This window comes from Enterobacter sp. FW301-JW81, from assembly GCF_058788735.1.
The window spans coordinates 86,774-113,592 of sequence record NZ_JBYTBA010000008.1; the positions used below are offsets into that span (position 1 = coordinate 86,774).

Below are 26,819 nucleotides of genomic sequence, written 5' to 3' on the forward strand. Positions count from 1 at the left end.
ATATGAACGCTCCATTTAGCTACTCTTCACCCACGCTCAGCGTTGAGGCATTAAAGCACTCCATCGCCTACAAGCTGATGTTCACCATCGGGAAAGATCCGGTTATTGCCAACAAGCACGAGTGGCTGAACGCCACCCTGTTTGCGGTGCGCGACCGTTTAGTGGAACGCTGGCTGCGCTCAAACCGCGCCCAGCTCTCGCAGGAAACGCGTCAGGTTTACTACCTGTCGATGGAATTTTTGATTGGCCGCACGCTGTCCAATGCGCTGTTGTCGCTCGGTATTTATGACGACGTCAAAACCGCACTGGAAGAGATGGGGTTAGATTTAGAAGAACTGATCGACGAAGAGAACGACCCGGGCCTCGGTAACGGCGGTCTGGGGCGTCTTGCCGCCTGCTTCCTCGACTCGCTGGCGACGCTGGCGCTGCCGGGCCGCGGCTACGGTATTCGCTACGACTACGGCATGTTCAAACAGAACATCGTCGACGGGCGTCAGAAAGAGTCCCCGGACTACTGGCTGGAGTACGGTAACCCGTGGGAGTTTAAACGTCACAACACGCGTTACAAGGTGCGCTTTGGCGGGCGTATTCAGCAGGAAGGGAAAAAATCCCGCTGGGTGGAAACCGAAGAGATCCTGGCCGTGGCCTACGACCAGATTATCCCCGGTTACGACACCGATGCCACCAACACGCTGCGCCTGTGGAGCGCTCAGGCCAGTAGCGAAATCAACCTCGGTAAATTCAACCAGGGTGACTACTTTGCGGCGGTGGAAGATAAAAACCACTCCGAGAACGTGTCCCGCGTGCTGTACCCGGACGACTCGACCTATTCCGGCCGCGAGCTGCGCCTGCGTCAGGAGTATTTCCTCGTCTCCTCGACGATTCAGGATATCCTCAGCCGCCACCATCAGCTGCACAAAACCTACGCCAACCTGGCGGAGAAAACCGCGATTCACCTTAACGACACCCACCCGGTGCTCTCCATTCCGGAGCTGATGCGCCTGCTCATCGACGAGCATAAGTTCAGCTGGGATGACGCGTTTGAAGTGACCTGTCAGGTGTTCTCCTACACTAACCACACGCTGATGAGCGAAGCGCTGGAAACGTGGCCAGTGGATATGCTCGGCAAAATCCTGCCGCGCCATCTGCAGATTATCTTTGAGATTAACGACTACTTCCTCAAGACCCTGCAGGAGCAGTACCCGAACGATACCGGCCTGCTGAGCCGGGCGTCCATCATTGATGAATCGAACGGTCGCCGCGTGCGCATGGCCTGGCTGGCGGTGGTGATCAGCCATAAGGTAAACGGGGTGTCTGAACTCCACTCGAACCTGATGGTGCAGTCGCTGTTTGCGGACTTCGCGAAGATCTTCCCGACGCGCTTCTGCAACGTGACAAACGGCGTTACGCCGCGCCGCTGGCTGGCGCTGGCCAACCAGCCGCTGTCTGAGGTGCTGGACGAGAATATCGGCCGCACCTGGCGTACCGATTTGAGCCAGCTGAGCGAGCTTGAACAGCACATCGATTTCCCGACGGTGAATAAAGCCGTGCGCGAAGCCAAGCTGCTGAACAAAAAGCGCCTGGCGGTCTGGCTGGCGATGCACCTCAACGTGGTGGCAAACCCGAAAGCGCTGTTCGACGTGCAGATCAAACGCATTCACGAATACAAGCGTCAGCTGATGAACGTGCTGCACGTGATCACCCACTACAACCGCATCAAGGCCGATCCTACGGCGGAATGGGTGCCGCGCGTGAAGATCTTTGCCGGCAAGGCGGCCTCCGCCTACTACATGGCGAAGCACATTATTCATCTCATCAACGACGTGGCGAAGGTGGTTAACCAGGACCCGGAGATTGGCGACAAGCTGAAGGTGGTGTTTATCCCGAACTACAGCGTCAGCCTGGCGCAGCTGATCATCCCGGCGGCGGATCTCTCCGAGCAGATTTCCACGGCGGGTACGGAAGCGTCCGGCACCAGCAACATGAAGTTTGCCCTTAACGGCGCCCTGACCATCGGCACGCTGGACGGGGCGAACGTCGAGATGCTGGAGCATGTGGGGGAAGAAAATATCTTTATCTTCGGTAATACGACGGAAGAGGTGGAGGCGCTGCGCAGGAAAGGCTACTCGCCGCGTCAATATTACGAAGAGGATGAGGAGTTACGCCAGGTGCTGACGCAGATCGCAACCGGCGTGTTTAGCCCTGACGAGCCGAGCCGCTATCGCGATCTGGTGGACTCGCTGATTAACTTTGGCGATCACTATCAGGTGCTGGCGGATTATCGCAGCTACGTGGACTGTCAGGATAAGGTGGACGATCTGTACCGTCAGCAGGAGAAGTGGACCAGTGCCGCGATGTATAACATCGCCAATATGGGCTATTTCTCGTCCGACAGGACCATCAAGGAGTATGCCGATACGATCTGGCATATTGATCCGGTGAGGTTGTAAAAACAAAGCCCGGTGGCGCTGCGCTTACCGGGCCTACGGGATCGAGTAGGCCGGGTAAGCGCAGCGCCACCGGGCTTTTTTCAATTACGATGCTAACGACAGCTCACGCTTCCCCGCGTTCTGCAGCAACCAATGCGCCACGCGGGACTGCTGCTCGGCGTTGAGCCACATCCCTTCTTTGGTACGACGCCAGATTGCATCGTCCAGGCGACGAACCCATTCGTGTTCGACCAGATAGCGCAGTTCGGCTTCGTACAGCTCGTGGCCGAAATGTTCGCCCAGATCCGCAATCTCTTTTGCATCGCCCAGCAACAGCTCGGTATTGCTGCCGTAGGTGCGGGCATAGTGACGCGCCATTCCTTCGGTGATGAACGGGAAGCGACGACGCAGCTTCGCGGCGTAATCATCGCGGTTATCGCCGATATCACCGCCGGGCAGTACCGCGCCTTTGGTCCATGCCGGGCCAATGCCTTTGTAGTACGGCGCCAGTTTCTCCAGCGCGTGCTCGGCCAGCTTGCGGTAGGTGGTGAGCTTGCCGCCAAACACCGACAGCAGCGGCGCCTGGCCGTCCACGTCGTGAATATCGAGCGTATAGTCGCGGGTGATGGCCTGTGGTGAATCCGACTCGTCGTCGCACAGCGGACGCACGCCGGAGTAGGTCCAGACCACGTCATCGCGCGACAGCTGTTTCTTAAAGTGCGCGTTATACACTTTGAGCAGGTAATTCACTTCGCTCTCGTCGATCTCGACGTTTTTCGGATCGCCTTTGTACTCCACGTCGGTGGTACCGATGATCGAGAACTCGTCCATCCACGGGATCACAAACACGATGCGCTTGTCTTCGTTCTGCAGAATGTAGGCCTGTTTCTGCGTATGCACGCGCGGCACCACAATATGGCTGCCTTTGATCAGGCGAATGCCGTACGGCGAAGGCAGATGCATGCCGTCGTCAAAGAACTGCTTCACCCACGGACCGGTGGCGTTCACCAGGCCGCGCGCTTTCCAGCTGAACTTCTCGCCGGTATCGATATCTTCCGCTTCGACAATCCACAGGCCGTTTTCACGACGGGCAGCGGTCGCGCGGGTGCGGGTTTTCACCTCGCCGCCTTTCTTCTCGACCATCTGCGCATTGGCCAGCACCAGGCGGGCATCGTCCACCCAGCAGTCGGAATATTCGAAACCGCGCACGATTTCAGGCTTAAGGACCGATTCTGAGCCAAAACGCAAACCGGTCGACCCCGGCAGGCTGGTGCGTTTACCCAGATGATCGTACATAAACAGACCGATTCGGATCATCCACGCCGGACGCAGATGCGGGCGATGGGGCAGGCGGAAGCGCATCGGAATAGCCAGATGCGGCGCCATTTTCAGCAGCACTTCACGTTCGGCCAGTGCTTCACTGACCAGGCGGAATTCGTAGTGTTCCAGGTAGCGCAGGCCACCGTGAATCAGTTTGGAGCTGGCGGACGACGTCGCGCAGGCGAGATCGTTAGCTTCCAGCATCAGCACGGATAATCCGCGTCCTGCGGCGTCGACCGCAATACCGGCACCGTTGATGCCACCGCCTATCACAATCAGATCTTTGGTTTCCATAACACCCTCACGCACTTTCGTTAAAGCTCAGAAATGTTCGATATCGCTCATAATAGCAAAGGAACGCGCTTTTGGTAACATCAAAAAAACAATTTAGAGTGATATGGATAACATAATGGCGTTTACCCGCCGCCAGGACGTACACTACGGGGTAAAATAGTGCGACTAACTTTTCTCCCTCTCCCCGTGGGAGAGGGCTGGGGTGAGGGCATCAGAGCGCACCCAACCTGAACAACAGAAAGAGAACACCATGGATCAGTTTGAATGTATTAACGTAGAAGAAGCCCACCAGAAGATGCACCAGGGAAAAGCGGTGCTGGTGGACATCCGCGACCCGCAGAGTTTTGCGATGGGCCATACGCCAGGCGCGTTCCACCTCACCAACGACACGCTGGGCGCGTTTATGCGCGATAACGACTTCGAGACGCCGGTGATGGTCATGTGCTACCACGGCAACAGCAGCAAAGGCGCTGCGCAGTATCTGCTTCAGCAGGGTTACGACGCGGTGTACAGCGTCGACGGCGGTTTCGATGCCTGGCATCGTCATTTCCCGGCAGAAGTGGAATACGCTTTTGAGCGCTGATCCCGCTATACTGTCCCCTTTTGTGTGGAAATAAGCGACCGCTGCCCATGTTGATGATCACCTCTTTTACCAACCCGCGCGTCGCCCAGGCGTTTGTCGATTATATGGCGACGCAGGGCGTTATTCTGACCATCCAGCAACATCATCAGACCGACGTCTGGCTGGCCGACGAGAGCCAGGCCGGGCGGGTAAACGAGGAGCTGGCGCGTTTTCTTGAGAACCCCGGCGACCCGCGCTATCTGGCGGCAAGCTGGCAGTCCGGCCAGACGGACACCGGGCTGCACTATAGCCGTTTTCCTTTCCTTGCCACCATCCGCGAACGCGCGGGCCCGTTTACGCTGCTGCTGATGGCCGCCTGCATCATCGTCTTTATTATTATGAACGTGGTGGGCGACCAGAGCGTGATGATTGCCCTGGCGTGGCCGTATGACCCGTCTCTTGAGTTTGACGTCTGGCGCTACTTTACCCACGCGCTGATGCACTTCTCGGTGATGCATATCCTCTTTAACCTGCTCTGGTGGTGGTATCTCGGCGGCGCCGTTGAGAAGCGCCTGGGGAGCGGCAAGCTGATCGTTATCACCATTATTAGCGCGCTGCTGAGCGGCTACGTGCAGCACAAATTCAGCGGCCCGTGGTTTGGCGGGCTGTCCGGCGTCGTGTATGCCCTGATGGGCTATGTCTGGCTTCGCGGGGAACGCGACCCGGAAAGCGGCATCTATCTGCAGCGCGGATTAATAACCTTTGCGTTAATATGGCTGATTGCCGGATGGTTTGATCTGTTTGGTATGTCTATCGCCAATGGTGCGCACGTTACCGGGCTGGCCATCGGGCTGGCGATGGCCTTTGCCGACACGCTCCATGCGCGAAAACGAACATAATTCTCAGGGATAATTGATGAAACAAACACAACGCCATGACGCCATTATCGAACTGGTAAAAAAACAGGGATACGTCAGCACCGAAGAGCTGGTTGAGCAGTTTGCCGTCAGCCCGCAAACCATCCGTCGTGACCTGAACGACCTGGCCGATCAAAACCGCATTCTGCGCCACCACGGCGGCGCGGCGCTGCCGTCCAGCTCGGTCAACACCTCCTGGCATGACCGTAAAGCCACGCAGACGGCAGAGAAAGAGCGCATCGCCCGCAAGGTCGCCAGCCAGATCCCCAACGGGGCAACGCTGTTTATTGATATCGGCACCACGCCGGAAGCGGTCGCCCATGCGCTGCTGGATCACGAGAACCTGCGCGTGGTGACCAACAACCTGAACGTGGCCAACACCCTGATGCAGAAAGACGATTTCCGCATCATTCTCGCAGGCGGCGAACTGCGCAGCCGCGACGGCGGAATTATTGGCGAAGCGACCCTCGACTTTATCTCTCAGTTCCGCCTCGACTTCGGCATTCTGGGGATCAGCGGCATCGACAGCGATGGCTCGCTGCTGGAGTTTGATTACCACGAGGTGCGCACCAAGCGCGCGATTATTGAAAACTCACGCCACGTGATGTTGGTGGTAGACCATTCCAAGTTTGGCCGTAACGCGATGGTCAACATGGGCAGCATCAGCATGGTGGATGCGGTTTATACCGATGTGATGCCGCCAGCGGGCGTGATGCAGGTGATTAAAGATAATAATTTGCAGCTGGAACTGTGCTAGAAGTTGTGTCGGGTGGCGCTGCGCTTACCCGACCTACAAAACCCCGTAGGCCCGTGCAAGCGTAGCGCCGCGGGGCAATGAATTACACGCCGTACCCCATCATCTTCAAAAGCTGCTGCGCATGCTGCACCGCATCCTGACGATGCGCCACGCCCAGCTTCTGATACAGGTTGCGGATATGCGTTTTGATGGTGGTGGCCGCCACCGCCAGCTCGCCGGCAATCTGCTCATTGCTGTAGCCCGAATAGATCAGCCCCAGAACCTGCCATTCGCGCTGGGTGAGCGGGCTGGTGCGGATAAGCTCCGGCACTTCCGGGTGGTTCAGCAGACGTTCAACGAAGTTCTCATCGAAATGCGCAAACTTGTGGCGATGGTGCTGGTTAATCTCGCGCAGAATGCGCTGGGCGCGATGCTGATCCAGTTCCGGCAGCGTATTGAGCTGAATAAGCTGACGCAGTTGCTGCGCCATCACTTCACCTTCAATCACAAAGTGGCTGATAAACCCGGTGCGGTTAGCCAGCTGCAGCGCTTCCAGCAGCACGCGCTGCGCGTCGTTTTTACGGCCCGCCTGCCAGTAAAGCTGGTTAAGCAGCAGCAGGTTGCGGTTCAGGTCGCTCATCAGGCGCAGGCTGCGCGCGTTCTCGTTCAGCTCTTCCAGCACAATCTCTGCGGGCTCTAAATCACCGAGCAGGATCTGCGCGCGGGCGATGTTGCGCCACTGGCTCTGCAGGAAGTGGTTGTTGGCAAACTCCGGTTTTGGCGTCTGACGCAGCCAGTTGGCGGCGGATTTTTTGTCGCCGGTCATCTGCCAGTAAATCACCCGGACCTTATCGGCGTTCGAGACCCAGTCGCTATGATACTGACCGTTGCCGAGCAGGTTTTCCAGGCGGTTAAGATGGTTGCGGGCGTTATCGAGATCGCCGCGCGCCAGCGAGCACTGCACCAGCAGCGCCAGGCACTGTAGCTGCTGCTGCGGCTGGAAGCCGGAGAGGACGTTTACACCCTGACGGGCGCAGCTTTCGGCTTCATCCAGACGCGACCAGGCCCACAGTAGCTGAGCGCGAATACGCAGCAGGAACTCGTGCATCGGCAGCTGTTCCAGATGCTGTTCACGAATCAGCTGGAACGCCTTTTCCTGGTTTTCCCAGGCGGCCTGCAGGAAGCCCTGAGCGAACAAAATTTCGCTTTGCTGGATCAGGCTCCACAGCGCGTAGTGCCAGACATCATGGCGACGCGCCATCTGTTCGGTTTGCTGCATCAGCGACAGGGAGCGCGTCAGCTCGCCTTTGCAGTGCAGCACTTCGCCGTGTACCGACGTGGCAACAATCCGGCTGTAGAAGTTGGCGAGCGGCAGTTCATCCAGCGCGACCATCGCCAGGCGTTCAGCCTCGTCCGGGTCGCCGTCGTTAATCGCCACCTGGGCCCGCAGGGCGTTAAATTCACCGTGCAGGGGCGTATCCATGTTGCTTTCCATCTCCTGCTCCGCGCGGGCCAGCAGGGTGTTCACTTCGCTGTAGCGGTGCTGGCTCTGCATGAGCCAGGCCTGAAGCAGGACCAGGCGCGGGTTCTCCAGCAGGCTTTCCCACGGCAGCGCTTTGAGGGACTCTTCAAGCAGGGTCAGCTCGCTGTGGTTAAACAGGCCCCACGCGTGGTTGAGAAGGATATCGCGCAGCATGCTGGCGTCGCCGGCGGCCAGCGCGTGGTGAATGGCCTCGCTCGGGAAGCCCTGTGCCATCCAGCTTTCGGCGGCGGCGCGGTGGATTTCCGGCAGTTCAACCGCCAGCTCCCACTGACAGCGCTGGCGCAGGAAGCTGCCAAACAGCGGGTGATAGCTAAACCACTCGCCCGGGTCATCCATGCGCGTCAGGAAGAGGCCCTGACGTTCAATCTCTTCGAGCTGCAGCTGACCGTTTTCACACCCCGTCACGCGCACGATCAGCGCATCGTTCATGGAGCGCAGCAGCGAGCTTTTCAGCAGGAAATTGCGGGTCGACGGATCGACGCTGTCCAGTACTTCATCCACCAGGTAATCCGACAGGTGGCTGGCGTTGATGCCGGCCAGGCGACGCGCAGACTGATGCGCCGGGCTGTTGTTTTGTCGGGCTGAAAGAGCGATGAGCTGCAGTGCCGTGGCCCAGCCGGCGACGTCATCGCACAGGCGGCTGCTTTCGGCGGCTTCAATCGGTGATGTCAGGCGGCAGTCAAAGAACTGCTTCGCTTCCTGGTGGGTAAAGGCCAGCTGCTGGCTGCCCACCTCAAGAAGCTGGTCGCGCACGCGCAGGTTGGCAATGCCCAGCTGCGGCAGGTTGCGGGACAGCACCACTAAGGTCAGGTTTTCCGGCTGATGGCGCAGGAAGAAGCGCATCGATTCATGAATAACCGGGTTAGTGATGAGATGGTAATCATCAATCACCACGTACAGCGGGCGATGCCATTCGGCCAGTTCGATAAACAGCTGAGAGAAAAGGGAGGACAGGCTGGCGTACTGGCGCTTTTGCACCATCACCTCACTGGCGACGCAGTGTCCATTGGTGGCCTGCTGAATAGCGGCAATCAGATAGCTGGCAAAGCGCTCCTGCTGGTTATCGCCCTCGTCAAGGGAGTACCAGCCAAGATCGCTTTTACCTGCGGCCCATTGCGAAATGAGCGTTGTTTTTCCATAACCTGCAGGGCTCGTAACCAGCGCCAGTCGGAAATTATGCGCGCCGGAAAGTTTAGCCAACAGACGCTCGCGGACCACGGTATGGTCAAGGCGAACCGGGCGACTTAATTTAGACGGAATCAACATAGGTTTCACTTCACTGTGGGGAACGAGAGATTTTATTTTTTTTGCGCTTCGTAATTAATGGATATAAGGTCGGCCAATAAGTTAACTATTGCAAGTTATGTCTGGATTTGGTGGCTCTGAATTTGCACTCTGTCACAAAACATTCAGACAGATGATGGAACTTTCTGGAAAGGTCTTTGACGCCCCGTCAATGCTGGCTTGTATGGCTGTGCTGCGGCTGCGCTGAAACTGGTTTCAGAAAGGGATAGTGACATCAAATTTAATATACTCCGGGTAAAGTTAAGGGAGATTAATAATCTCCTTAGTTATTACCCGATTGCAGAAATATTATTCTACGTAAGTAATCATTTCAGCGCGTTTTAATTTCACCCGAAACCGCATTTCATTTCTTTGACATTCTCCGCGGTTACTTTTTTATCTTCAGGGCACACTCGAACTATGCTCTGAGAGTGGCCTCGATCACACTTTTATGCTCATCCCCGCTACTCCTCCCTGTCTAATCCCCTGCGGGAGGAGGAAGAGGTGAAATGAGCCAGGCACACTAGCGCCAACTTGTGTTTTCTTTCTAAAGGATGCCGATCCCCTATGTCACAGCCTACCTTCAACAAAGCTCAATTCCAGGCTGCCCTGACGCGTCAGTGGCAGCGTTTTGGCCTTCATGCTGCAAACGAAATGACGCCTCACCAGTGGTGGCAGGCAGTGAGCGGTGCGCTCGCAGAGCAGCTGGATGCTCAACCTCTGGCAAAACCGGTAAAAGGCCAGCGCCATGTAAACTACATTTCAATGGAGTTCCTGATTGGCCGTCTGACGGGCAACAACCTGTTGAACCTCGGCTGGTATCAGGAGGTGGGTGATGTGCTGAAAGAGCACGATATTAATCTGACCGACCTGCTGGAAGAAGAGATTGACCCCGCGCTGGGCAACGGTGGTCTGGGGCGTCTGGCGGCCTGTTTCCTTGACTCCATGGCAACCGTCGGCCAGTCGGCGATCGGCTATGGCCTGAACTATCAGTACGGCCTGTTCCGTCAGTCATTTGCCGATGGCCATCAGATGGAAGCGCCGGACGACTGGCATCGCAACACTTACCCGTGGTTCCGCCATAACGCGCAGCTGGATGTGCAGGTCGGCATTGGCGGAAAAGTCACGAAGCAGGGCCTCTGGGAACCGGCGTTCACCATTACCGGCGAAGCCTGGGACCTGCCGGTGCTCGGCTACCGTAACGGCGTGGCGCAGCCGCTGCGCCTGTGGCAGGCGAAGCATGCGCATCCCTTTAACCTGACCAAATTCAACGACGGGGATTTCCTGCGCGCCGAGCAGCAGGGTATCGACGCCGAGAAGCTGACCAAAGTGCTCTACCCGAACGACAACCATCTGGCGGGTAAAAAGCTGCGTCTGATGCAGCAGTACTTCCAGTGCGCCTGCTCCGTGGCGGACATTCTGCGTCGCCATCACCTGGCGGGCCGCAAGCTGGCGCAGCTGCCGGACTTCGAAGTGATTCAGCTCAACGACACGCACCCAACCATTGCCATCCCAGAGCTGCTGCGCGTGCTGATCGACGAGCATCAGCTGAGCTGGGATGACGCCTGGGCGATTACCAGCCGCACCTTCGCCTACACCAACCACACCCTGATGCCAGAAGCGCTGGAGTGCTGGGATGAGAAGCTGGTGAAAGCGCTGCTGCCGCGCCACATGCAGATCGTCAACAAGATTAACGACCAGTTTAAAAAACTGGTGGATAAAACCTGGCCGGGCGACAAAGCGGTCTGGGCGAAGCTGGCGGTGGTTCACGATAAGCAGGTGCGCATGGCGAACATGTGCGTTGTCAGCGGCTTTGCCGTTAACGGCGTGGCCGCGCTGCACTCGGACCTGGTGGTCAAAGATCTCTTCCCAGAATACCACCAGCTGTGGCCGACCAAATTCCACAACGTGACCAACGGCATCACGCCGCGTCGCTGGATCAAGCAGTGCAACCCGCTGCTGGCCGGTCTGCTGGACAAAACCCTGAAGAAAGAGTGGGCCAACGATCTGGACCAGCTGATCAACCTGGAAAAATACGCTGATGACGCGAAGTTCCGCGAGCAGTACCGCGCCATCAAACGGGAAAACAAAGTTCACCTGGCGGCGTTTGTGAAAGCGCGTACCGGGATTGAGATCAACCCGAATGCTATTTTCGATATTCAGATCAAGCGCCTGCACGAATACAAACGCCAGCACCTGAACCTGCTGCACATTCTGGCACTGTACAAAGAGATCCGTGAGAACCCGCAGGCCGACCGCGTGCCGCGCGTGTTCCTGTTCGGCGCAAAGGCGGCTCCGGGCTACTACCTGGCGAAAAACATCATCCTCGCCATTAATAAAGTGGCGGCGGCGATCAACAACGATCCGAAAGTAGGCGACAAGCTGAAGGTGGTGTTCCTGCCGGATTATTGCGTCTCTGCGGCTGAAATGCTGATCCCGGCGGCGGATATCTCCGAGCAGATCTCGACCGCAGGGAAAGAAGCCTCCGGTACCGGCAACATGAAGCTGGCGCTGAACGGCGCGCTGACCGTCGGCACGCTCGACGGGGCCAACGTCGAAATCGCCGAGAAGGTGGGTGAAGAGAATATCTTTATCTTCGGCCATACCGTAGAAGAGGTGAAAGCCATTAAGGCCAAAGGCTACGATCCGGTGAAATGGCGTAAGAAAGACAAAGTGCTCGATGCGGTACTGAAAGAGCTGGAAAGCGGTAAATACAGCGACGGCGACAAGCACGCGTTTGACCAGATGCTGCACAGCATGGACAAACACGGCGGTGACCCGTATCTGGTGATGGCCGATTTCACGGCCTACGTTGAAGCGCAAAAACAGGTCGACGTGCTGTATCGCGACCAGGAAGCGTGGACCCGGGCGTGCATTCTGAATACTGCCCGCTGCGGTATGTTCAGCTCTGACCGCTCAATCCGTGATTATCAGGCCCGTATCTGGCAGGCAAAACGCTAAGGAAGCGCGATGGAGAGTAAACGTCTGGACAGCGCCGCGCAGGCGGCGGGGATCAGCCTCAGTTACATTAATGCTCACGGCAAACCGCAGTCTATTGGCGCCGACACCAAAAGACGTTTGCTGGATGCCATGCACAAAACCGACGCGAAAGCGTCGGCTGCGCCGGTCCCGAACGTGAAGGTTTTCACCTCGGGTAAAAAGATGCCGCTGACGGTGGAGGGGCGCGGCGAGTTTAACTGGCTGCTCACCACCGAAGACGGCCAGCAGCACAAAGGCCACGCCACCGGCGGCAAAACCCTTAACCTTCCGGCGAAGCTGCCGGAGGGCTACCACACCTTAACGCTCACCCAGGATGATCAGCGTTTTCACTGCCGGGTGATCGTCGCGCCAAAACGCTGCTATGAGCCGCAGGCGTTGCTTGAGGGCAAAAAGCTGTGGGGCGCCTGCGTGCAGCTCTACACCCTGCGTTCCGAAAGCAACTGGGGCATTGGTGATTTTGGCGATCTGAAAAAGATGCTGGCCTCTGTGGGGGAGCGCGGCGGCGCGTTTATCGGCCTCAACCCGATCCACGCGCTTTATCCGGCTAACCCGGAGAGTGCCAGCCCGTATAGCCCGTCATCCCGCCGCTGGCTGAACGTGATTTACATCGACGTTAATGCGTTAGACGACTTCACAAACAGCAAAGAGGCACAGGCGTGGTGGAACCTCAGCACCACGCAGCAGGCGCTGAAGCAGGCGCGCGACGCGGACTGGGTGGACTATTCTACCGTCACGGCGCTGAAAATGGCCGCGCTGCGCCTGGCGTGGAAAGGCTTTTCGCAGCGCGATGACGAGCAGATGGCCGCGTTCCGCCAGTTTGTCACGCAAGAGGGTGAGAGCCTGTACTGGCAGGCGGCATTTGATGCGCTGCACGCGTATCAGGTGAAAGAGGACGAAATGCGCTGGGGCTGGCCGGTCTGGCCTGAAGCGTATCAATCCGTCGACACGCCGGAAGTGAAAGCGTTCTGTAAAAAATACGCGGATGAAGTGGACTTCTACCTGTGGCTGCAGTGGCTGGCGTACAGCCAGTTTGCCGCCTGCTGGCAGGTGAGCCAGGGCTATAAGATGCCTGTCGGCCTGTATCGAGACCTGGCCGTCGGCGTGGCCGAGGGCGGCGCGGAAACCTGGTGCGACCGAGAACTCTACTGCCTGAAGGCGTCCGTCGGTGCGCCGCCGGATATCCTGGGCCCGCTCGGCCAGAATTGGGGCCTGCCGCCGATGGATCCACACGTGATGGCGGCGCGCGCGTACGAGCCGTTTATCGACCTGCTGCGCGCCAACATGCAGAACTGCGGCGCGCTGCGTATTGACCACGTGATGTCCGTGCTGCGCCTGTGGTGGATCCCGTACGGTGAAACGGCGGATCACGGGGCGTACGTGCAGTATCCGGTTGACGATCTGCTGTCGATCCTGGCGCTGGAAAGCAAGCGTCATCAGTGCATGGTGATCGGTGAAGATCTCGGCACCGTGCCGGTGGAAATTGTCAGCAAGCTCCGCGACAGCGGCGTTTACTCCTATAAAGTGCTCTATTTTGAAAACGACCATGAGAAAACCTTCCGCGCGCCGAAAGCGTACCCTGAACAGTCAATGGCAGTCGCGACGACGCATGACCTTCCTACGCTTCGTGGCTATTGGGAAAGCGGCGATCTAACCCTTGGCAAAACGCTGGGCCTGTATCCTGATGAAGAGGTCCTGCGCGGTCTGTATCAGGATCGTGAGCTCTCCAAACAGGGGCTGCTGGATGCGCTGCACAAGCAGGGCTGCCTGCCGAAACGTGCCGGGCATAAGGCGTCGCTGATGTCCATGACCTCCACGCTCAACCGTGGTTTGCAGCGCTACATTGCCGACAGCAACAGTGCCCTGCTGGGCCTGCAGCCGGAAGACTGGATTGATATGGCGGAACCGGTCAACATCCCGGGCACCAGCTATCAGTACAAGAACTGGCGCCGCAAGCTGTCCATCACGCTTGAGACGATGTTTGCCGATGACGGGGTGAACAGGCTGATTAAGGATTTGGACAAGCGGCGAAAAGCAGCCGCGAAGAAGTGATAAAAAAACCCGCCAGTGGCGGGTTTTTTATTATCCGGTAGCGCTCATGTAGGTCGGGTAAGGCGAAGCCGCCACCCGACTTATGGCATCAAACCACCATATTCAACAGCAGAACCCCGACCAGACCGCACACCGAAATAATGGTTTCCAGCGCGGACCACGACTTGATGGTTTCACCGATGGTCAGGTTGAAGTACTCCTTGAACAGCCAGAAGCCCGGATCGTTTACGTGAGAGAAAATCACGCTACCGGAACCCACCGCGATAACCATCAGCTCAGGGCTCACGCCTGTCGTGGCAATCAGCGGGGCAACGATGCCGCCTGCGGTGATCGCCGCAACGGTCGCGGAGCCCAGCGCAATACGCAGCACCGCGGCGATAGACCAGGCCATCAGGAGCGGTGACACGTTGGTTTCGTGCATCATGGCCGCGATGTATTTGTCCACGCCGCTGTCGACCAGAACCTGCTTGAACGCACCGCCGCCGCCGATGATCAGGAGCATCATGGCAATGATTTTGATGGACGAGGTCAGCGTGTCGTTGATCTGATCCATTGAACGACCGCGGTTCAGACCGAAGGTGAACATCGCGATCAGGACCGCAATCAGGGTCGCCATCACCGGGTCACCCAGGAACTCGGCGACTGACAGGAACGGATGACCTTTAGGCAGGATCATCTCCGCCACGGCGCGCATCGCCATCAGAATAACCGGTACCAGAGAAGTCCAGACGCTGACGCCAAAGCCAGGCATCTCTTCTTCGGTGAAGGTTTTCGCGCTGTACAGACCTTCAGGAATCGGCTTATCAATGCCTTTCAGGAAGCGGGCATAAACAGGGCCTGCCAGGATTACCGTTGGGATCGCCAGAATCGTACCGAACAGGAGGGTTTTACCCATATCTGCGTGGAAAATGGTGGCGATAGCGGTTGGGCCCGGGTGCGGCGGCAGGAAGCCGTGGGTAACGGACAGCGCCGCAGCCATTGGCACACCGACGAACAGCAGCGGGATGTTGGCCGCGGCGGCGATGGTGAACACCAGCGGCAGCATCAGCACGAAGCCCACTTCATAGAACAGCGCAAAACCGACGGTAAAACCGGTTAACACCACTGCCCACTGAATGTTCTTTTTGCCAAATTTTTCAATAAGCGTGGTGGCAATACGCTGCGCGCCCCCGCAGTCCGCCAGCATTTTGCCGAGCATAGCGCCGAAGCCCATGATCAACGCCAGGCTGCCGAGCGTGCCGCCGACGCCGGCTTTAATCGAGCTGATAACTTTAACCAGCGGCATCCCTTGCATCAGACCGACTGCAAGTGCCACCAGAACCAGAGCGATAAATCCGTTCATTTTGAAACGGATCATCAAGAGCAGTAATAACACAACACCGATAGCAACGATGACTAATGGCATGATTTACCTGGCCTTTGAATTGTTATGGGTAACGTCATTGTTTCAACGACAAATTCCGATTGTCCCAACTGGGAACAGAGCGTTAACGGCACTCATACTGGTGCCTTCGAAACCATTAAGTTTAGTCGGCTGTTATAAGGATGCTGAGTGCCCACGAGAATGATACGGGTAACATGACGCGATTGAGAATCACCCTGGGAGGCTAAATTTGAATTATGAGACGCAGGTCAACATATAGAGGGGGAGCGGCGGGAAAACAAAAGCCGGGTGGCGGCTTCGCCTTACCCGGCCTACGATTCGGATGCAGTAACTGTTTTGTAGGCCCGGTAAGCGCAGCGCCACCGGGCAATACAGACGGGCACTGAATTAGTAGTAAGAGTGCTCGCCGCGCTGGTGTTCGGTCAGGTCGCGCACGCCTTTCAGTTCCGGGAATTCGTTCAGCAGCTGCTTCTCGATCCCTTCTTTCAGGGTCACATCCACCATGGAACAGCCGTTACAACCGCCGCCGAACTGCAGGATCGCCAGACCGTCTTCCGTGATTTCCATCAGGGAAACACGGCCGCCGTGGCCAGCCAGCTGCGGGTTGATCTGGGATTGCAGCAGATACTCAACGCGCTCCATCAGTGGGGCATCGTCAGACACTTTACGCATTTTCGCGTTTGGCGCTTTCAGGGTCAGCTGAGAACCCAGCTGATCGGTGACGAAGTCGATCTCCGCATCTTCAAGATACGGTGCGCTCAGCTCATCAACGTAGGCGGTGAGCTGTTCAAACTTAAGGGCAGTGTCGGTGGCTTCCACAGCGTCCGGAGGACAATAAGAAACACCACATTCTGCATTCGGAGTGCCTGGATTAATCACAAACACGCGGATCTGCGTCCCTTCTTCCTGATTTGCCAGCAGTTTGGCAAAGTGCGCTTGTGCAGAATCGGAAATACGGATCATAGCTTTGGCCTAATAGTTGACTAAATTACCTGGGTATAATCATACGCCCATTGAAGAAGGGCTACAAGGTACGGCACAGACACCATACCTGAACCGACGCGGCGCCGCTTCGCAAAAGCAGTCGGGAAAGTTCAGCAACGGTGCTGCCCGTGGTGACGACATCATCCACAATCGCGATATGGAGACCGTCGACCGGCAATTCAAGGCGAAAGGCATTTTTGAGGTTTCTTTTGCGAAGCCGGGCGCTGAGCTGGTGCTGAATGGCGGTGGCGTGGACGCGCGTAAGCGCGCTGGCGTCATACCGACAGCCGAGCCAGCGGGCGAGGGGGCGGCAGATCAGATCGCTCTGGTTATAGCCGCGCCGCCAGTGTCGGCGTCGGTATAAGGGCACATTCATCACCCTGTCGATTTTCGGTAGTCCCCGGTGACGACGCGCCTGCAAAACCGCCAGCAATAGCAGGCGGGCAAGGGGCTGTGCCAGGGAACTCTGGCCGGAAAATTTCAGCGCGTGAATAAGCCTGCTCAGCGGCGGAACATAATCATCCACGGCCACCAGCGCGCTCCACGGTGGGGATTTTTTCAGACAACGGCCGCAGGGCAGAACGGGGTTCGTGGCCGGTAAACCACACTGTGGGCAGGTCGCGATTCGCCCTTCCAGCGATCGCGTGCAGACGGAGCAGATGCCCCATCCGCTGAGTGCAAGCGGCATTTGGCATAGCCAGCACGCGCCGGGCACTGTTAGCATGTGCAACCTCCATGTGAAAAAAGAGAACAGTAACTGATGAAGACGCTGTGGTGGCAGACTGCAGGGACAGGAAATTGCCATCTTGTGCTGCTGCACGGATGGGGCCTGAATGCAGAAGTATGGCATTGCATAAGTGAGGAACTTGCCTCGCATTTCACGCTGCATCTGGTGGACTTACCCGGTTTTGGCCGCAGCCGCGGTTTTGGGGCGATGTCGCTTGATGAGATGGCGCAACAGGTTCTGGACGCAGCGCCACAAAACGCCATCTGGCTCGGCTGGAGCCTGGGCGGGCTGGTGGCGAGCCAGATTGCGCTGTCGCAGCCCGAACGCGTGAAGGCGCTGGTGACCGTGGCGTCATCGCCATGTTTTAGCGCGCAAGAGGCGTGGCCGGGCATAAAGCCTGACGTTCTGGCGAGCTTCCAGCAGCAGCTGAGCGAGGATTTCCAGCGGACCGTAGAGCGCTTCCTCGCCCTGCAGACGATGGGCACGGAAACCGCGCGTCAGGATGCGAGAACGCTGAAGCAGACCGTGCTTTCCCTGCCGATGCCGGACGTAGAGGTGCTTAACGGCGGGCTGGAGATCCTGAAAACCGTTGACCTGCGCGAGCCGCTGGCCTCGCTGGCAGTGCCGCACCTGCGCATCTATGGCTACCTCGACGGCCTTGTGCCGCGCAAAGTGGTGCCGCTCCTGGATGCGCTCTGGCCGGACAGCGAATCGCAGGTCATTGCCAAAGCCGCGCATGCCCCGTTTATCTCTCATCCGGTCGAATTTTGTTCAGCGCTCATTGCGTTAAGTCAACGTTTCGACTGATTATTTTCCATCCAGCCTGGAAAAAGTAACACACCGCAACCATACTCCAGTTGTCGTTGCGGTTGTTCTGCCTACGATAATCAAAACAACAATCCTATGGAGAGTCAGGCTATGAAACTTGTTACAGGTATTGTCACTTCTCTGGTTATTGGGTCACTTTCATTTGGCGCCTTTGCGGCAAAAGAGCTGGAAAAAGATAAAGTTGCAGGAATGAATCTGACCAAAGTTGGTGAGATTTCTACGTCTGACACCACCGCGCCGATGGATGCAAGAGCAGAGCTGTCGAAGAAAGCGGATGAGCTGGGTGGGACGTACTACGTTGTTACCAGTGCTGAAAAGCAGACCAAAAACGTGCGCGCAACGGCGGACGTGTATAAGTAATACGATAAAGCCGGGCAGCGATGCCCGGCTCTATTAGCGCAGTGCCCACCACTCCCTGAGGCAGGCTTTGCCTTCCGGACAGCTTTTACAACTGCCGGAGAGGCAACCGTCCGCGTCTTCCTGAATCCGCACGGCTTTCCCCATCGCTTCAAGCCTTTCCAGCATGGCATCGATCATCGGCTGCGGCGTATGCAGGGTGAGGCTTAATTGTTTGGCCTCCATCCGCCCCTGTAGCGCCAGCAGGTCACGAACCTGAATCAACGATGCCATCGTGTGCTCCTTAGTGACAGTCGCCCGCCGGGCTGCTGCAGCAGGTCGCGGCGGTTTTACGATTAGCCAGCAGGTCGATATCGACGCGGCTGCGCGCGCGCCGCAGCAGGCCGAGAACGATCGCGTTAAACAGAACCACCGCGAGGATGCAGACCAGGCTGTAGCGCGGGTGTTGGCTGAAGTTAACGGTCTGATAGAAGAGCGTCGCCAGCGAGTACGCAATGTTTAACCCCCACAGGATGGAGAAGCCCATCCAGCCGCGGCTGGACTCGCGGGCAATCGCCCCCATCACGGAGATGCACGGAATGTAGAGCAGAACAAAGATGAGGTAGCTATAGGCCGCGGACGCGCTGCCAAATTTCTCGCTCATCACGCCCATGGCACCCGTCGCCATTTCACCGTCGCCTTTGCTGGCTTCAATCGGGTTGGCCAGCACGCTCAGGCTGAAGGTCTCTTTCAGGCTCTGCCAGGTTTCCTCTACGGCACCCAGCAGTTCATGACCGAGATGAAACTCTGCTGGATTAAACTCCTGCTCCTGAATGTTCTCTGCGGTGTAGAGCGTGTTCAGAGTGCCGACAACCACCTCTTTCGCCATCGCGCCGGTGAACAGCCCGACGGTTGCCTGCCAGTTATCCTCATGCACGCCAATCGGTTTGAAGACCGGGGTGATGACGCGGCTGACGGAGGCAAGGGCCGAGTCGTTGATGTTGTCTGCCGCCTGCCCGCTGAGGGTGAAGCTGTTCAGCGCGCTCAGGAAAATACTGACGATGACAATCACCTTACCGGCGCGCAGCACAAAGCCTTTCAGGCGCTGCCAGGTCTGGATCACCAGGCTTTTCAGATGCGGCACGTGATACACCGGCAGCTCCATCACAAACGGCGAGGCTTCACCGCGCATGATCGTGTGTTTCAGCATTAAGCCGGTCAGGATCGCCATCACGATGCCCAGCACATACAGCGAGAAGACCGCCAGCGCGCCCTGCTGACCAAAGAAGGCTGCCGCAAAGACGGCAAAGATTGCCAGACGGGCGCCGCAGGACATAAATGGCGCCATCATGATGGTCATCAGACGCTCGCGCGGCGCATCAAGCGTGCGTGCGCCCATCACCGACGGGACGTTACAGCCGAAGCCGACAATCAGCGGGACGAAGGATTTACCCGGCAGGCCCAGCGCCTGCATCAGACGGTCCATCACGAACGCGGCGCGCGCCATGTAGCCGGAGTCTTCCAGGAACGAGAGGAACAGATACATCATGCCGATCTGTGGCACCAGCGGCAGAACGGTGTTGATACCGCCGCCGAGCCCTTGTGCGAGGAAGATGGTTAGCCATTCCGGGAAGTGCAGGGTGTAACCCACCCACTGAATTCCGTGCACGAAGACCGCCACGGAACCGGCATCGAAAATGGGCTGCAGTGCGCCACCGATGTTAATGGCGAGCAGGAACATCACGTACATTACCAGCAGGAAGACGGGCAGGCCGAGGAAGCGGTTAAGCACGACCTTATCCACCGCAGCCGTAAAGCGGCTGGGTTCCGCCGTGAGGGCGTTACTGACCACGTCGCAGATCGAGGCGATGGCCTGGTAACGCGCATCGGCGATGTGCAGCGCCGGGTCGTCCAGCTCGTCGCGAAGACGGGCTATCGTTACGTCCAGTTTATCAGCCGCATGTCCGGCGTAAGCGCGGCTGTAGATATCGCCTTCCAGCATCTGCAGACCGAGCCACAGGCGCTGTTTCGCAGGCATGCTGTTGTCCATCTTCTGCGCCAGCATATTGGCTTCGCGCAGGAGGGGCTTTGCGTAATGCACCAGCTCAACGTCGCGGTTGCCCGCGTGGCGATCGATGGCCAGCTTCAGCGCATCAATCCCGCGAGCGCGCGTCGAAACCAGCGGAACGACCGGGCACCCGAGGCGCGCGGAGAGGGCATCGACGTCGATGCGCAGCTTTTGCTTTTCCGCAATGTCGAGCATGTTGAGCGCCACGATGCAGGGGATCCCCAGCTCCAGCAGCTGCAGCGTGAGATAAAGGTTACGCTCGAGGTTGGAGGCATCGACCACGTTGATCAGCAGGTCCGCGTCGCCGCCAAGAATATAGTGACAGGCAATTTGCTCATCAAGCGAGGTTTGCGACGAAATGGTGGTTAAGGAATAGGTGCCGGGGAGGTCAACCAGCGTGACCTGGTTGTCGGTTGTCGTGAACTGGCCTTCTTTACGTTCGACCGTCACGCCGGCCCAGTTTCCTACGCGCTGGCGAGCTCCCGTCAGCTGGTTAAAAAGCGTAGTCTTGCCGGAATTAGGATTGCCAATTAAGCCAATAGTTAACTTTTTCATTTTTTTAGACTCACTGAAACCGCTGGCTTGTTATCGGGATAAGGCTTCGACTTCTATTAATGCGAGGTCTTTCTTACGCAGTACCAGATTCACGCGGCGGGTTTCGATATGAACCGGATCGCCGAGCGGCGCCACGCGTACCACCTGGAATGACGAGCCGGGCAGCATGCCCAGTGACAGCAGCTTCTGCCGATAGGCAGGGCTAATTTCGCGGGTAAAACCGGTAATCTTCCATGCACTGTCTGGAGTGAATTGCATAATGCCTGATTCCACGAAAGGTTAAATTATCTACTATGGGATGATAATGAGAATAGTTTTTATCAGCAATATTAAAACTGTGACGGAATGTTGTTTGCGGTATTAATTTACGGCCTGTTTGACCTTGCTCAATATTTGCTGAAATGAAGGGAAAACGAAAAGGGGATTATTTGTTAACGGGGTGATAATTAGTGGTTTAAATATGGCTGTGCAATCGGTTTCATATATTACGGCACAATAATATTCCCTCTCCCCTGTGGGGAGAGGGTTAGGGTGAGGGTTTAGCGTTTCTTACCCATCGCTGCCGCCAGCGCATCCATCATCGCGCTGTTACCTGCTGGCTGGGCATCGCGTCCGCGCGGTTTCGCGGCTTTAGCGGCCGGGCGCTGCTGCTCGCGGCCACCGCCATTGCCGCCACGGCGCGCGTTGGTGTCGCCTGGCTGCTCGTCCAGACGCATGGTCAGGGCGATACGCTTGCGCTGCAGATCCACTTCCAGCACTTTAACCTTCACGATGTCGCCCGCTTTGACCACGGTGTGTGGGTCTTCAACGAACTTGTCGGCAAGGGATGATATATGCACCAGACCATCCTGATGCACGCCGATATCCACAAACGCGCCAAAGTTGGTAACGTTCGTTACCGCGCCTTCCAGAACCATGCCCGGCAGCAGATCGTTCATGGTTTCGATGCCGTCGGCAAAGGTCGCCGTTTTGAACTCAGGACGCGGATCGCGACCTGGTTTTTCCAGCTCTTTGATAATGTCGGTGACGGTTGGCACGCCAAATTTATCGTCGGTGAAATCCACGGCTTTCAGGTTGCGCAGGGCGCTGTTGTCGCCCATCAGGTCTTTCAGCGCCTGCTGGGTGGCGGCCAGAATGCGTTCCACCACCGGGTACGCTTCCGGGTGAACGGTGGAGGCATCGAGCGGGTTATCGCCGTGGTTGATGCGCAGGAAACCCGCGCACTGCTCAAACGCTTTTGGTCCGAGACGGCTTACCTTCAGCAACTGCTGGCGGTTCTGGAACTGGCCGTTCTCATCGCGCCAGGCGACGATGTTCTGCGCCATCATGCGCGTTAAGCCCGCCACGCGGGTCAGCAGAGGAACGGAAGCGGTGTTCAGGTCAACGCCGACGGCGTTTACGCAGTCTTCCACAACCGCATCCAGCTTGCGCGCCAGCTGAGTCTGGCTCACGTCGTGCTGATACTGGCCCACACCGATGGATTTCGGGTCGATCTTCACCAGTTCCGCCAGCGGATCCTGCAGGCGGCGAGCGATAGAGACCGCACCGCGCAGGGAAACGTCCAGGTCCGGGAACTCCTGCGCCGCCAGCTCAGACGCGGAATAGACGGACGCCCCCGCTTCGCTGACGATCACTTTCTGCGCCGTCACTTTCGGGAACTGCTTCTGCACGTCGAGGTAGAAACGTTCGGTTTCGCGGGACGCCGTGCCGTTGCCAATGGCGACCAGCTCCACGTTATACTTCTCGCACAGCGCCGCCACCACGACGGCCGCTTTCGCTGCCTGTCCGGTGTGCGGATAGATGGTATCGGTAGCCACCAGCTTGCCGGTGCCGTCAACCACGGCCACCTTCACGCCGGTGCGCAGGCCCGGATCGAGACCCATGGTCGCGCGCAGGCCGGCAGGGGCGGCCATCAGCAGGTCGTGCAGGTTACGGGCGAAGACGTTGATGGCTTCATCTTCGGCGCGCTCGCGCACGGTACCCATCAGCTCGGTTTCCAGGTGCATCAGCACCTTGATGCGCCAGGTCCAGCTCACCACGCCTTTGCGCCAGCTGTCTGCCGGGGCGTTGTTCAGGCGCAGGCCAAGATGGTCGATGATGATCTGCTCGCAGTGGCTCTCTTTCGGCGGCTCGTCAAACTGCGGGTCGGCGTTCAGGGAGAGCTGCAGCACGCCTTCGTTGCGGCCGCGGAACATCGCCAGCGCGCGGTGAGAAGGGGTGGTAGAAATCGGTTCGTGGTGATCGAAGTAGTCGCGGAATTTCGCGCCCTCTTCCTCTTTGCCCGCAACGACGGTAGAGACGATGTGTGCGTTCTTCCACAGGTAATCACGCACTTTGGCGAGCAGGGCAGCGTCTTCGGCGAAGCGCTCCATCAGAATGTAGCGTGCGCCATCGAGTGCGGCCTTCGTGTCCGCAACGCCTTTGTCGGCGTCGATAAATTTCGCCGCTTCGGTTTCCGGATCGTGCGACGGCGCGTTCCACAGCAGGTCTGCCAGCGGCTCAAGACCCGCTTCAATCGCAATCTGCCCGCGCGTGCGGCGCTTCGGCTTGTATGGCAGATAGAGGTCTTCGAGTTCGGTTTTGCTCAGGGTGCCGTTAATGGCGCTTTCCAGCTCGCCGGTCAGCTTGCCCTGTTCGCCGATGGATTTGAGGATCGCCTGACGACGTTCTTCCAGCTCGCGCAAATAACCCAGACGGGTCTCCAGGTTACGCAGCTGCGTGTCATCCAGACCGCCGGTGACTTCCTTACGATAGCGCGCAATAAACGGCACGGTGTTCCCTTCATCAAGCAGGCGAACGGCAGCTTCTACCTGTTCGGCTCTGGCCTGAATATCACCCGCAATAATGCGGCAGAGCGAATCTTTCATCATGGCTTTATCATCTGTTGAGTCGAAAAAATCAGGGGATAGTTATACGGGCTGACACGGCAAAATGCCAGCCGGGGAGGGCGCTCTCGGACTATTTAACGTACTCGATTTCGTTCACGTACCAGCTGGCTTCACCGGAAGGGGTCTGAACGACGGCCAGGTCGCCCACTTCCTTTTTCAGCAGCGCGCGGGCCATCGGGGAGTCAATGGAGATGTAATCCTTACGGCCAAAAATTTCATCGTAGCCGACAATGCGAAAACGCAGGGTGTCGCCGTTGTCGTTTTCAATCTCAACCCATGCGCCGAAGAACACTTTGCCCTCCTGCTGCGGGGAGTAATCGACAATTTTAAGGTTCTCCAGGCATTTCGTCAGATAGCGAACCCGGCGGTCAATTTCGCGCAGCCGCTTTTTGTTGTACTGGTAGTCAGCATTTTCGCTGCGATCGCCCAGGCTTGCCGCCCAGGTAACCTTTTTGGTCACTTCAGGACGCTCTTCGCGCCACAGGTAATCCATCTCTTTTTTGAGTTTTTCGTACCCTTCGCGGGTGATCAGGGGCGTTTTCATTGGGTGACCTTCAGACTCGACATCATTGCAAACCTTGCGCACATTACGTATCACATAGCGTAACAGACAGCGTTAATAATGATTTATGTGATGAAATGTGCAGATAAGCTGCTGTTAAATATGCTTTGTAACAATTTCGACTAGAATTTATACCAGAATTAGCTGGTCGAACACGTGCACTTTTTTAGAATACGCTGTTATTAGACTATCCGAACCTTTGGGAGTACACACAATGCAAGAGAACTACAAAATTCTGGTCGTGGATGACGACATGCGCCTGCGTGCGCTGCTGGAGCGTTATCTGACCGAGCAGGGCTTCCAGGTTCGTAGCGTCGCGAACGCTGAGCAGATGGACCGTCTGCTGACCCGTGAATCTTTCCACCTGATGGTTCTCGACCTGATGCTGCCTGGCGAAGACGGGCTCTCTATCTGTCGCCGTCTGCGCAGCCAGAGCAACCCGATGCCGATCATCATGGTGACGGCGAAGGGCGAGGAAGTTGACCGTATCGTTGGCCTCGAAATCGGCGCGGATGACTACATTCCAAAACCGTTTAACCCGCGTGAACTGCTGGCGCGTATTCGCGCCGTGCTGCGTCGTCAGGCGAACGAACTGCCTGGCGCACCGTCGCAGGAAGAAGCCGTTATCGCATTCGGTAAGTTCAAGCTGAACCTCGGCACGCGCGAGATGTTCCGTGAAGACGAGCCTATGCCGCTCACCAGCGGCGAGTTTGCGGTACTGAAGGCGCTGGTCAGCCACCCGCGTGAACCGCTTTCCCGTGACAAGCTGATGAATCTGGCGCGTGGCCGCGAATATTCCGCAATGGAGCGCTCCATCGACGTGCAGATCTCCCGTCTGCGCCGCATGGTGGAAGAAGATCCGGCGCATCCTCGTTATATTCAGACCGTTTGGGGTCTGGGCTACGTATTCGTCCCGGACGGCTCTAAAGCATGAGGCGAATGCGCTTCTCGCCGCGAAGCTCGTTTGCCCGTACCCTGTTACTGATCGTCACCTTGCTGTTCGTCAGCCTGGTGACGACCTACCTGGTCGTGTTGAACTTTGCGATTCTGCCGAGCCTCCAGCAGTTTAATAAGGTCCTGGCATACGAAGTCCGTATGCTGATGACCGATAAGCTGCAGCTGGAAGACGGCACGCAGCTGGTTGTTCCCCCGGCGTTTCGTCGTGAAATCTACCGTGAGCTCGGCATCTCGCTCTACTCCAATGAAGCGGCAGAAGACGCGGGGCTGCGCTGGGCGCAGCACTACGAATTTCTCAGCCAGCAGATGGCGCAGCAGCTGGGCGGCCCAACGGAAGTGCGCGTTGAGGTAAACAAAAGCTCGCCTGTCGTCTGGCTGAAAACCTGGCTGTCACCCAACATCTGGGTGCGCGTCCCGCTGACCGAGATCCATCAGGGCGATTTCTCGCCGCTGTTCCGCTATACCCTGGCGATTATGCTGCTGGCGATAGGCGGCGCCTGGCTGTTTATTCGTATACAGAACCGACCGCTGGTCGACCTGGAGCACGCTGCGCTGCAGGTCGGTAAAGGGATTATACCTCCTCCGCTGCGCGAGTATGGCGCCTCGGAGGTCCGTTCGGTAACGCGTGCGTTTAACCATATGGCGGCAGGTGTGAAGCAGCTGGCGGATGACCGTACGCTGCTGATGGCGGGGGTTAGCCATGACCTGCGCACGCCGCTCACGCGTATTCGCCTGGCGACGGAGATGATGGGGGAAGAGGACGGTTACCTTGCCGAGTCCATTAACAAGGACATCGAAGAGTGTAACGCCATCATCGAGCAGTTTATTGACTACCTGCGCACCGGGCAGGAGATGCCGATGGAGATGGCCGATCTGAACGCGGTGCTGGGCGAAGTGGTGGCTGCGGAAAGTGGCTATGAACGTGAAATTGATACTGACCTTCAGGCGGGCGAAATTCAGGTGCGCATGCACCCGCTCTCCATTAAGCGCGCGGTGGCGAACATGGTGGTCAACGCGGCGCGCTACGGCAATGGCTGGATTAAGGTCAGCAGCGGGTCTGAACTCAACCGCGCCTGGTTCCAGGTGGAAGACGATGGCCCGGGGATTAAGCCCGAGCAGCGTAAGCATCTGTTCCAGCCGTTTGTGCGCGGCGACAGCGCGCGTAGCACCAGCGGTACAGGCTTAGGCCTGGCGATTGTGCAGCGTATTGTGGATAACCATAACGGGTTGCTGGAGATTGGTACCAGCGAGCGGGGTGGTTTGAGCATACGCGCCTGGTTGCCGGTGCCGGTCACGCGGGGGCAGGTGAAAGAGGGTTAAAAAAGGGTGGCTTTTGCCACCCTTTTTCGTAGGTCGGGTAAGGCGAAGCCGCCACCCGACAAGGTACGGTCTTTGC

20 protein-coding genes are annotated in these 26,819 nt (G+C 57.6%); 10 read left to right on the top strand and 10 right to left on the bottom strand.

What is annotated here, in order from left to right; translation table 11 throughout:
• Nucleotides 1-2 precede the first annotated feature (2 nt).
• A complete protein-coding gene (gene glgP / locus AC3WOK_RS21045) occupies nucleotides 3-2,450 on the top strand; it encodes a glycogen phosphorylase (protein WP_047345727.1) in 2,448 nt (815 codons plus the stop codon).
• 84 nt (nucleotides 2,451-2,534) lie between these two features.
• Here the strand turns inward: glgP and glpD are convergent, their stop codons facing one another.
• On the bottom strand, nucleotides 2,535-4,043 hold the full coding sequence (glpD, locus tag AC3WOK_RS21050; protein WP_492355075.1) for a glycerol-3-phosphate dehydrogenase: 1,509 nt from the start codon (nucleotides 4,041-4,043) through the stop codon (nucleotides 2,535-2,537).
• Nucleotides 4,044-4,293: 250 nt separating this feature from the next.
• Between glpD and glpE the strand changes: the two genes are divergently transcribed.
• The 3 genes from glpE to AC3WOK_RS21065 are packed head-to-tail and all read left to right on the top strand — an operon-like array spanning nucleotide 4,294 to nucleotide 6,279.
• On the top strand, nucleotides 4,294-4,626 hold the full coding sequence (gene glpE, locus AC3WOK_RS21055; protein WP_006177908.1) for a thiosulfate sulfurtransferase GlpE: 333 nt from the start codon (nucleotides 4,294-4,296) through the stop codon (nucleotides 4,624-4,626).
• A 47-nt stretch (nucleotides 4,627-4,673) separates the two neighbouring features.
• Nucleotides 4,674-5,504, top strand: a complete 831-nt coding sequence (gene glpG / locus AC3WOK_RS21060; RefSeq protein ID WP_059311220.1) for a rhomboid family intramembrane serine protease GlpG — start codon at nucleotides 4,674-4,676, stop codon at nucleotides 5,502-5,504.
• Nucleotides 5,505-5,520: 16 nt separating this feature from the next.
• Nucleotides 5,521-6,279 carry a DeoR/GlpR family transcriptional regulator gene (locus AC3WOK_RS21065; protein WP_008503060.1) on the top strand — a complete coding sequence of 253 codons (759 nt, stop codon included), beginning with the start codon at nucleotides 5,521-5,523 and terminating at the stop codon, nucleotides 6,277-6,279.
• Nucleotides 6,280-6,361: 82 nt separating this feature from the next.
• Here the strand turns inward: AC3WOK_RS21065 and malT are convergent, their stop codons facing one another.
• Complete coding sequence (gene malT / locus AC3WOK_RS21070) at nucleotides 6,362-9,067, bottom strand: HTH-type transcriptional regulator MalT (RefSeq protein WP_047345730.1); 2,706 nt, start codon at nucleotides 9,065-9,067, stop codon at nucleotides 6,362-6,364.
• Between the two features lie 585 nt (nucleotides 9,068-9,652).
• Between malT and malP the strand changes: the two genes are divergently transcribed.
• Together malP and malQ are read left to right on the top strand one after the other, a co-directional pair.
• Nucleotides 9,653-12,046, top strand: a complete 2,394-nt coding sequence (gene malP, locus AC3WOK_RS21075; protein ID WP_047345731.1) for a maltodextrin phosphorylase — start codon at nucleotides 9,653-9,655, stop codon at nucleotides 12,044-12,046.
• Between the two features lie 9 nt (nucleotides 12,047-12,055).
• Nucleotides 12,056-14,134 (top strand): 4-alpha-glucanotransferase, encoded by a 2,079-nt coding sequence (malQ, locus tag AC3WOK_RS21080; RefSeq protein ID WP_492355076.1) that lies wholly within the window; start codon nucleotides 12,056-12,058, stop codon nucleotides 14,132-14,134.
• An 88-nt stretch (nucleotides 14,135-14,222) separates the two neighbouring features.
• On the opposite strand, the gene gntT is transcribed toward malQ, so the two are convergent.
• The 3 genes from gntT to gntX form a co-directional block, all read right to left on the bottom strand.
• Nucleotides 14,223-15,539: a gluconate transporter gene (gntT, locus tag AC3WOK_RS21085; protein ID WP_047345733.1), complete on the bottom strand. Its 1,317-nt coding sequence runs from the start codon at nucleotides 15,537-15,539 to the stop codon at nucleotides 14,223-14,225.
• A 366-nt stretch (nucleotides 15,540-15,905) separates the two neighbouring features.
• Nucleotides 15,906-16,481 carry a Fe-S biogenesis protein NfuA gene (gene nfuA, locus AC3WOK_RS21090; RefSeq protein ID WP_003861601.1) on the bottom strand — a complete coding sequence of 192 codons (576 nt, stop codon included), beginning with the start codon at nucleotides 16,479-16,481 and terminating at the stop codon, nucleotides 15,906-15,908.
• Between the two features lie 61 nt (nucleotides 16,482-16,542).
• Nucleotides 16,543-17,226 (bottom strand): DNA utilization protein GntX, encoded by a 684-nt coding sequence (gene gntX / locus AC3WOK_RS21095; protein ID WP_059311222.1) that lies wholly within the window; start codon nucleotides 17,224-17,226, stop codon nucleotides 16,543-16,545.
• A 36-nt stretch (nucleotides 17,227-17,262) separates the two neighbouring features.
• Between gntX and bioH the strand changes: the two genes are divergently transcribed.
• Nucleotides 17,263-18,036 carry a pimeloyl-ACP methyl ester esterase BioH gene (gene bioH, locus AC3WOK_RS21100; RefSeq protein WP_063958044.1) on the top strand — a complete coding sequence of 258 codons (774 nt, stop codon included), beginning with the start codon at nucleotides 17,263-17,265 and terminating at the stop codon, nucleotides 18,034-18,036.
• Between the two features lie 111 nt (nucleotides 18,037-18,147).
• Nucleotides 18,148-18,417: a YdgH/BhsA/McbA-like domain containing protein gene (locus AC3WOK_RS21105; protein ID WP_047345736.1), complete on the top strand. Its 270-nt coding sequence runs from the start codon at nucleotides 18,148-18,150 to the stop codon at nucleotides 18,415-18,417.
• A gap of 33 nt (nucleotides 18,418-18,450) precedes the next feature.
• Here AC3WOK_RS21105 and feoC read toward each other — a convergent pair whose 3' ends face one another.
• From feoC to greB, 5 genes are all read right to left on the bottom strand, one after another.
• The gene (feoC, locus tag AC3WOK_RS21110) at nucleotides 18,451-18,687 is read right to left on the bottom strand and encodes a [Fe-S]-dependent transcriptional repressor FeoC (RefSeq protein WP_492355077.1); all 237 of its coding nucleotides are present in this window, start codon (nucleotides 18,685-18,687) and stop codon (nucleotides 18,451-18,453) included.
• Nucleotides 18,688-18,697: 10 nt separating this feature from the next.
• Complete coding sequence (gene feoB / locus AC3WOK_RS21115; protein ID WP_492355078.1) at nucleotides 18,698-21,016, bottom strand: Fe(2+) transporter permease subunit FeoB; 2,319 nt, start codon at nucleotides 21,014-21,016, stop codon at nucleotides 18,698-18,700.
• 30 nt (nucleotides 21,017-21,046) lie between these two features.
• Nucleotides 21,047-21,274 carry a ferrous iron transporter A gene (feoA, locus tag AC3WOK_RS21120; protein WP_008503050.1) on the bottom strand — a complete coding sequence of 76 codons (228 nt, stop codon included), beginning with the start codon at nucleotides 21,272-21,274 and terminating at the stop codon, nucleotides 21,047-21,049.
• A gap of 281 nt (nucleotides 21,275-21,555) precedes the next feature.
• Complete coding sequence (locus AC3WOK_RS21125; RefSeq protein ID WP_063958045.1) at nucleotides 21,556-23,886, bottom strand: Tex family protein; 2,331 nt, start codon at nucleotides 23,884-23,886, stop codon at nucleotides 21,556-21,558.
• Between the two features lie 88 nt (nucleotides 23,887-23,974).
• Nucleotides 23,975-24,448 carry a transcription elongation factor GreB gene (gene greB / locus AC3WOK_RS21130; RefSeq protein WP_059311227.1) on the bottom strand — a complete coding sequence of 158 codons (474 nt, stop codon included), beginning with the start codon at nucleotides 24,446-24,448 and terminating at the stop codon, nucleotides 23,975-23,977.
• A gap of 232 nt (nucleotides 24,449-24,680) precedes the next feature.
• Here greB and ompR point away from each other — a divergent pair, with 232 nt between their 5' ends.
• Together ompR and envZ are read left to right on the top strand one after the other, a co-directional pair.
• Complete coding sequence (gene ompR, locus AC3WOK_RS21135) at nucleotides 24,681-25,400, top strand: osmolarity response regulator transcription factor OmpR (protein ID WP_001157751.1); 720 nt, start codon at nucleotides 24,681-24,683, stop codon at nucleotides 25,398-25,400.
• Nucleotides 25,397-26,743: a two-component system sensor histidine kinase EnvZ gene (envZ, locus tag AC3WOK_RS21140; RefSeq protein WP_029882169.1), complete on the top strand. Its 1,347-nt coding sequence runs from the start codon at nucleotides 25,397-25,399 to the stop codon at nucleotides 26,741-26,743. The genes ompR and envZ overlap by 4 nt, the downstream gene beginning before the upstream one ends.
• Nucleotides 26,744-26,819: the final 76 nt, after the last annotated feature.

Coding starts and splice junctions, on each gene's coding strand:
- glpD (WP_492355075.1), bottom strand. CDS start 4,043: ATGGAAACCAAAGATCTGATTGTGATAGGCGGTGGCATCAACGGTGCC.
- AC3WOK_RS21105 (WP_047345736.1), top strand. CDS start 18,148: ATGAAACTTGTTACAGGTATTGTCACTTCTCTGGTTATTGGGTCACTT.
- feoA (WP_008503050.1), bottom strand. CDS start 21,274: ATGCAATTCACTCCAGACAGTGCATGGAAGATTACCGGTTTTACCCGC.
- ompR (WP_001157751.1), top strand. CDS start 24,681: ATGCAAGAGAACTACAAAATTCTGGTCGTGGATGACGACATGCGCCTG.
- malQ (WP_492355076.1), top strand. CDS start 12,056: ATGGAGAGTAAACGTCTGGACAGCGCCGCGCAGGCGGCGGGGATCAGC.
- AC3WOK_RS21065 (WP_008503060.1), top strand. CDS start 5,521: ATGAAACAAACACAACGCCATGACGCCATTATCGAACTGGTAAAAAAA.
- greB (WP_059311227.1), bottom strand. CDS start 24,448: ATGAAAACGCCCCTGATCACCCGCGAAGGGTACGAAAAACTCAAAAAA.
- nfuA (WP_003861601.1), bottom strand. CDS start 16,481: ATGATCCGTATTTCCGATTCTGCACAAGCGCACTTTGCCAAACTGCTG.
- feoB (WP_492355078.1), bottom strand. CDS start 21,016: ATGAAAAAGTTAACTATTGGCTTAATTGGCAATCCTAATTCCGGCAAG.
- bioH (WP_063958044.1), top strand. CDS start 17,263: ATGAAGACGCTGTGGTGGCAGACTGCAGGGACAGGAAATTGCCATCTT.
- glgP (WP_047345727.1), top strand. CDS start 3: ATGAACGCTCCATTTAGCTACTCTTCACCCACGCTCAGCGTTGAGGCA.
- glpE (WP_006177908.1), top strand. CDS start 4,294: ATGGATCAGTTTGAATGTATTAACGTAGAAGAAGCCCACCAGAAGATG.
- gntX (WP_059311222.1), bottom strand. CDS start 17,226: ATGCTAACAGTGCCCGGCGCGTGCTGGCTATGCCAAATGCCGCTTGCA.
- envZ (WP_029882169.1), top strand. CDS start 25,397: ATGAGGCGAATGCGCTTCTCGCCGCGAAGCTCGTTTGCCCGTACCCTG.
- malT (WP_047345730.1), bottom strand. CDS start 9,067: ATGTTGATTCCGTCTAAATTAAGTCGCCCGGTTCGCCTTGACCATACC.
- AC3WOK_RS21125 (WP_063958045.1), bottom strand. CDS start 23,886: ATGATGAAAGATTCGCTCTGCCGCATTATTGCGGGTGATATTCAGGCC.
- malP (WP_047345731.1), top strand. CDS start 9,653: ATGTCACAGCCTACCTTCAACAAAGCTCAATTCCAGGCTGCCCTGACG.
- glpG (WP_059311220.1), top strand. CDS start 4,674: ATGTTGATGATCACCTCTTTTACCAACCCGCGCGTCGCCCAGGCGTTT.
- gntT (WP_047345733.1), bottom strand. CDS start 15,539: ATGCCATTAGTCATCGTTGCTATCGGTGTTGTGTTATTACTGCTCTTG.
- feoC (WP_492355077.1), bottom strand. CDS start 18,687: ATGGCATCGTTGATTCAGGTTCGTGACCTGCTGGCGCTACAGGGGCGG.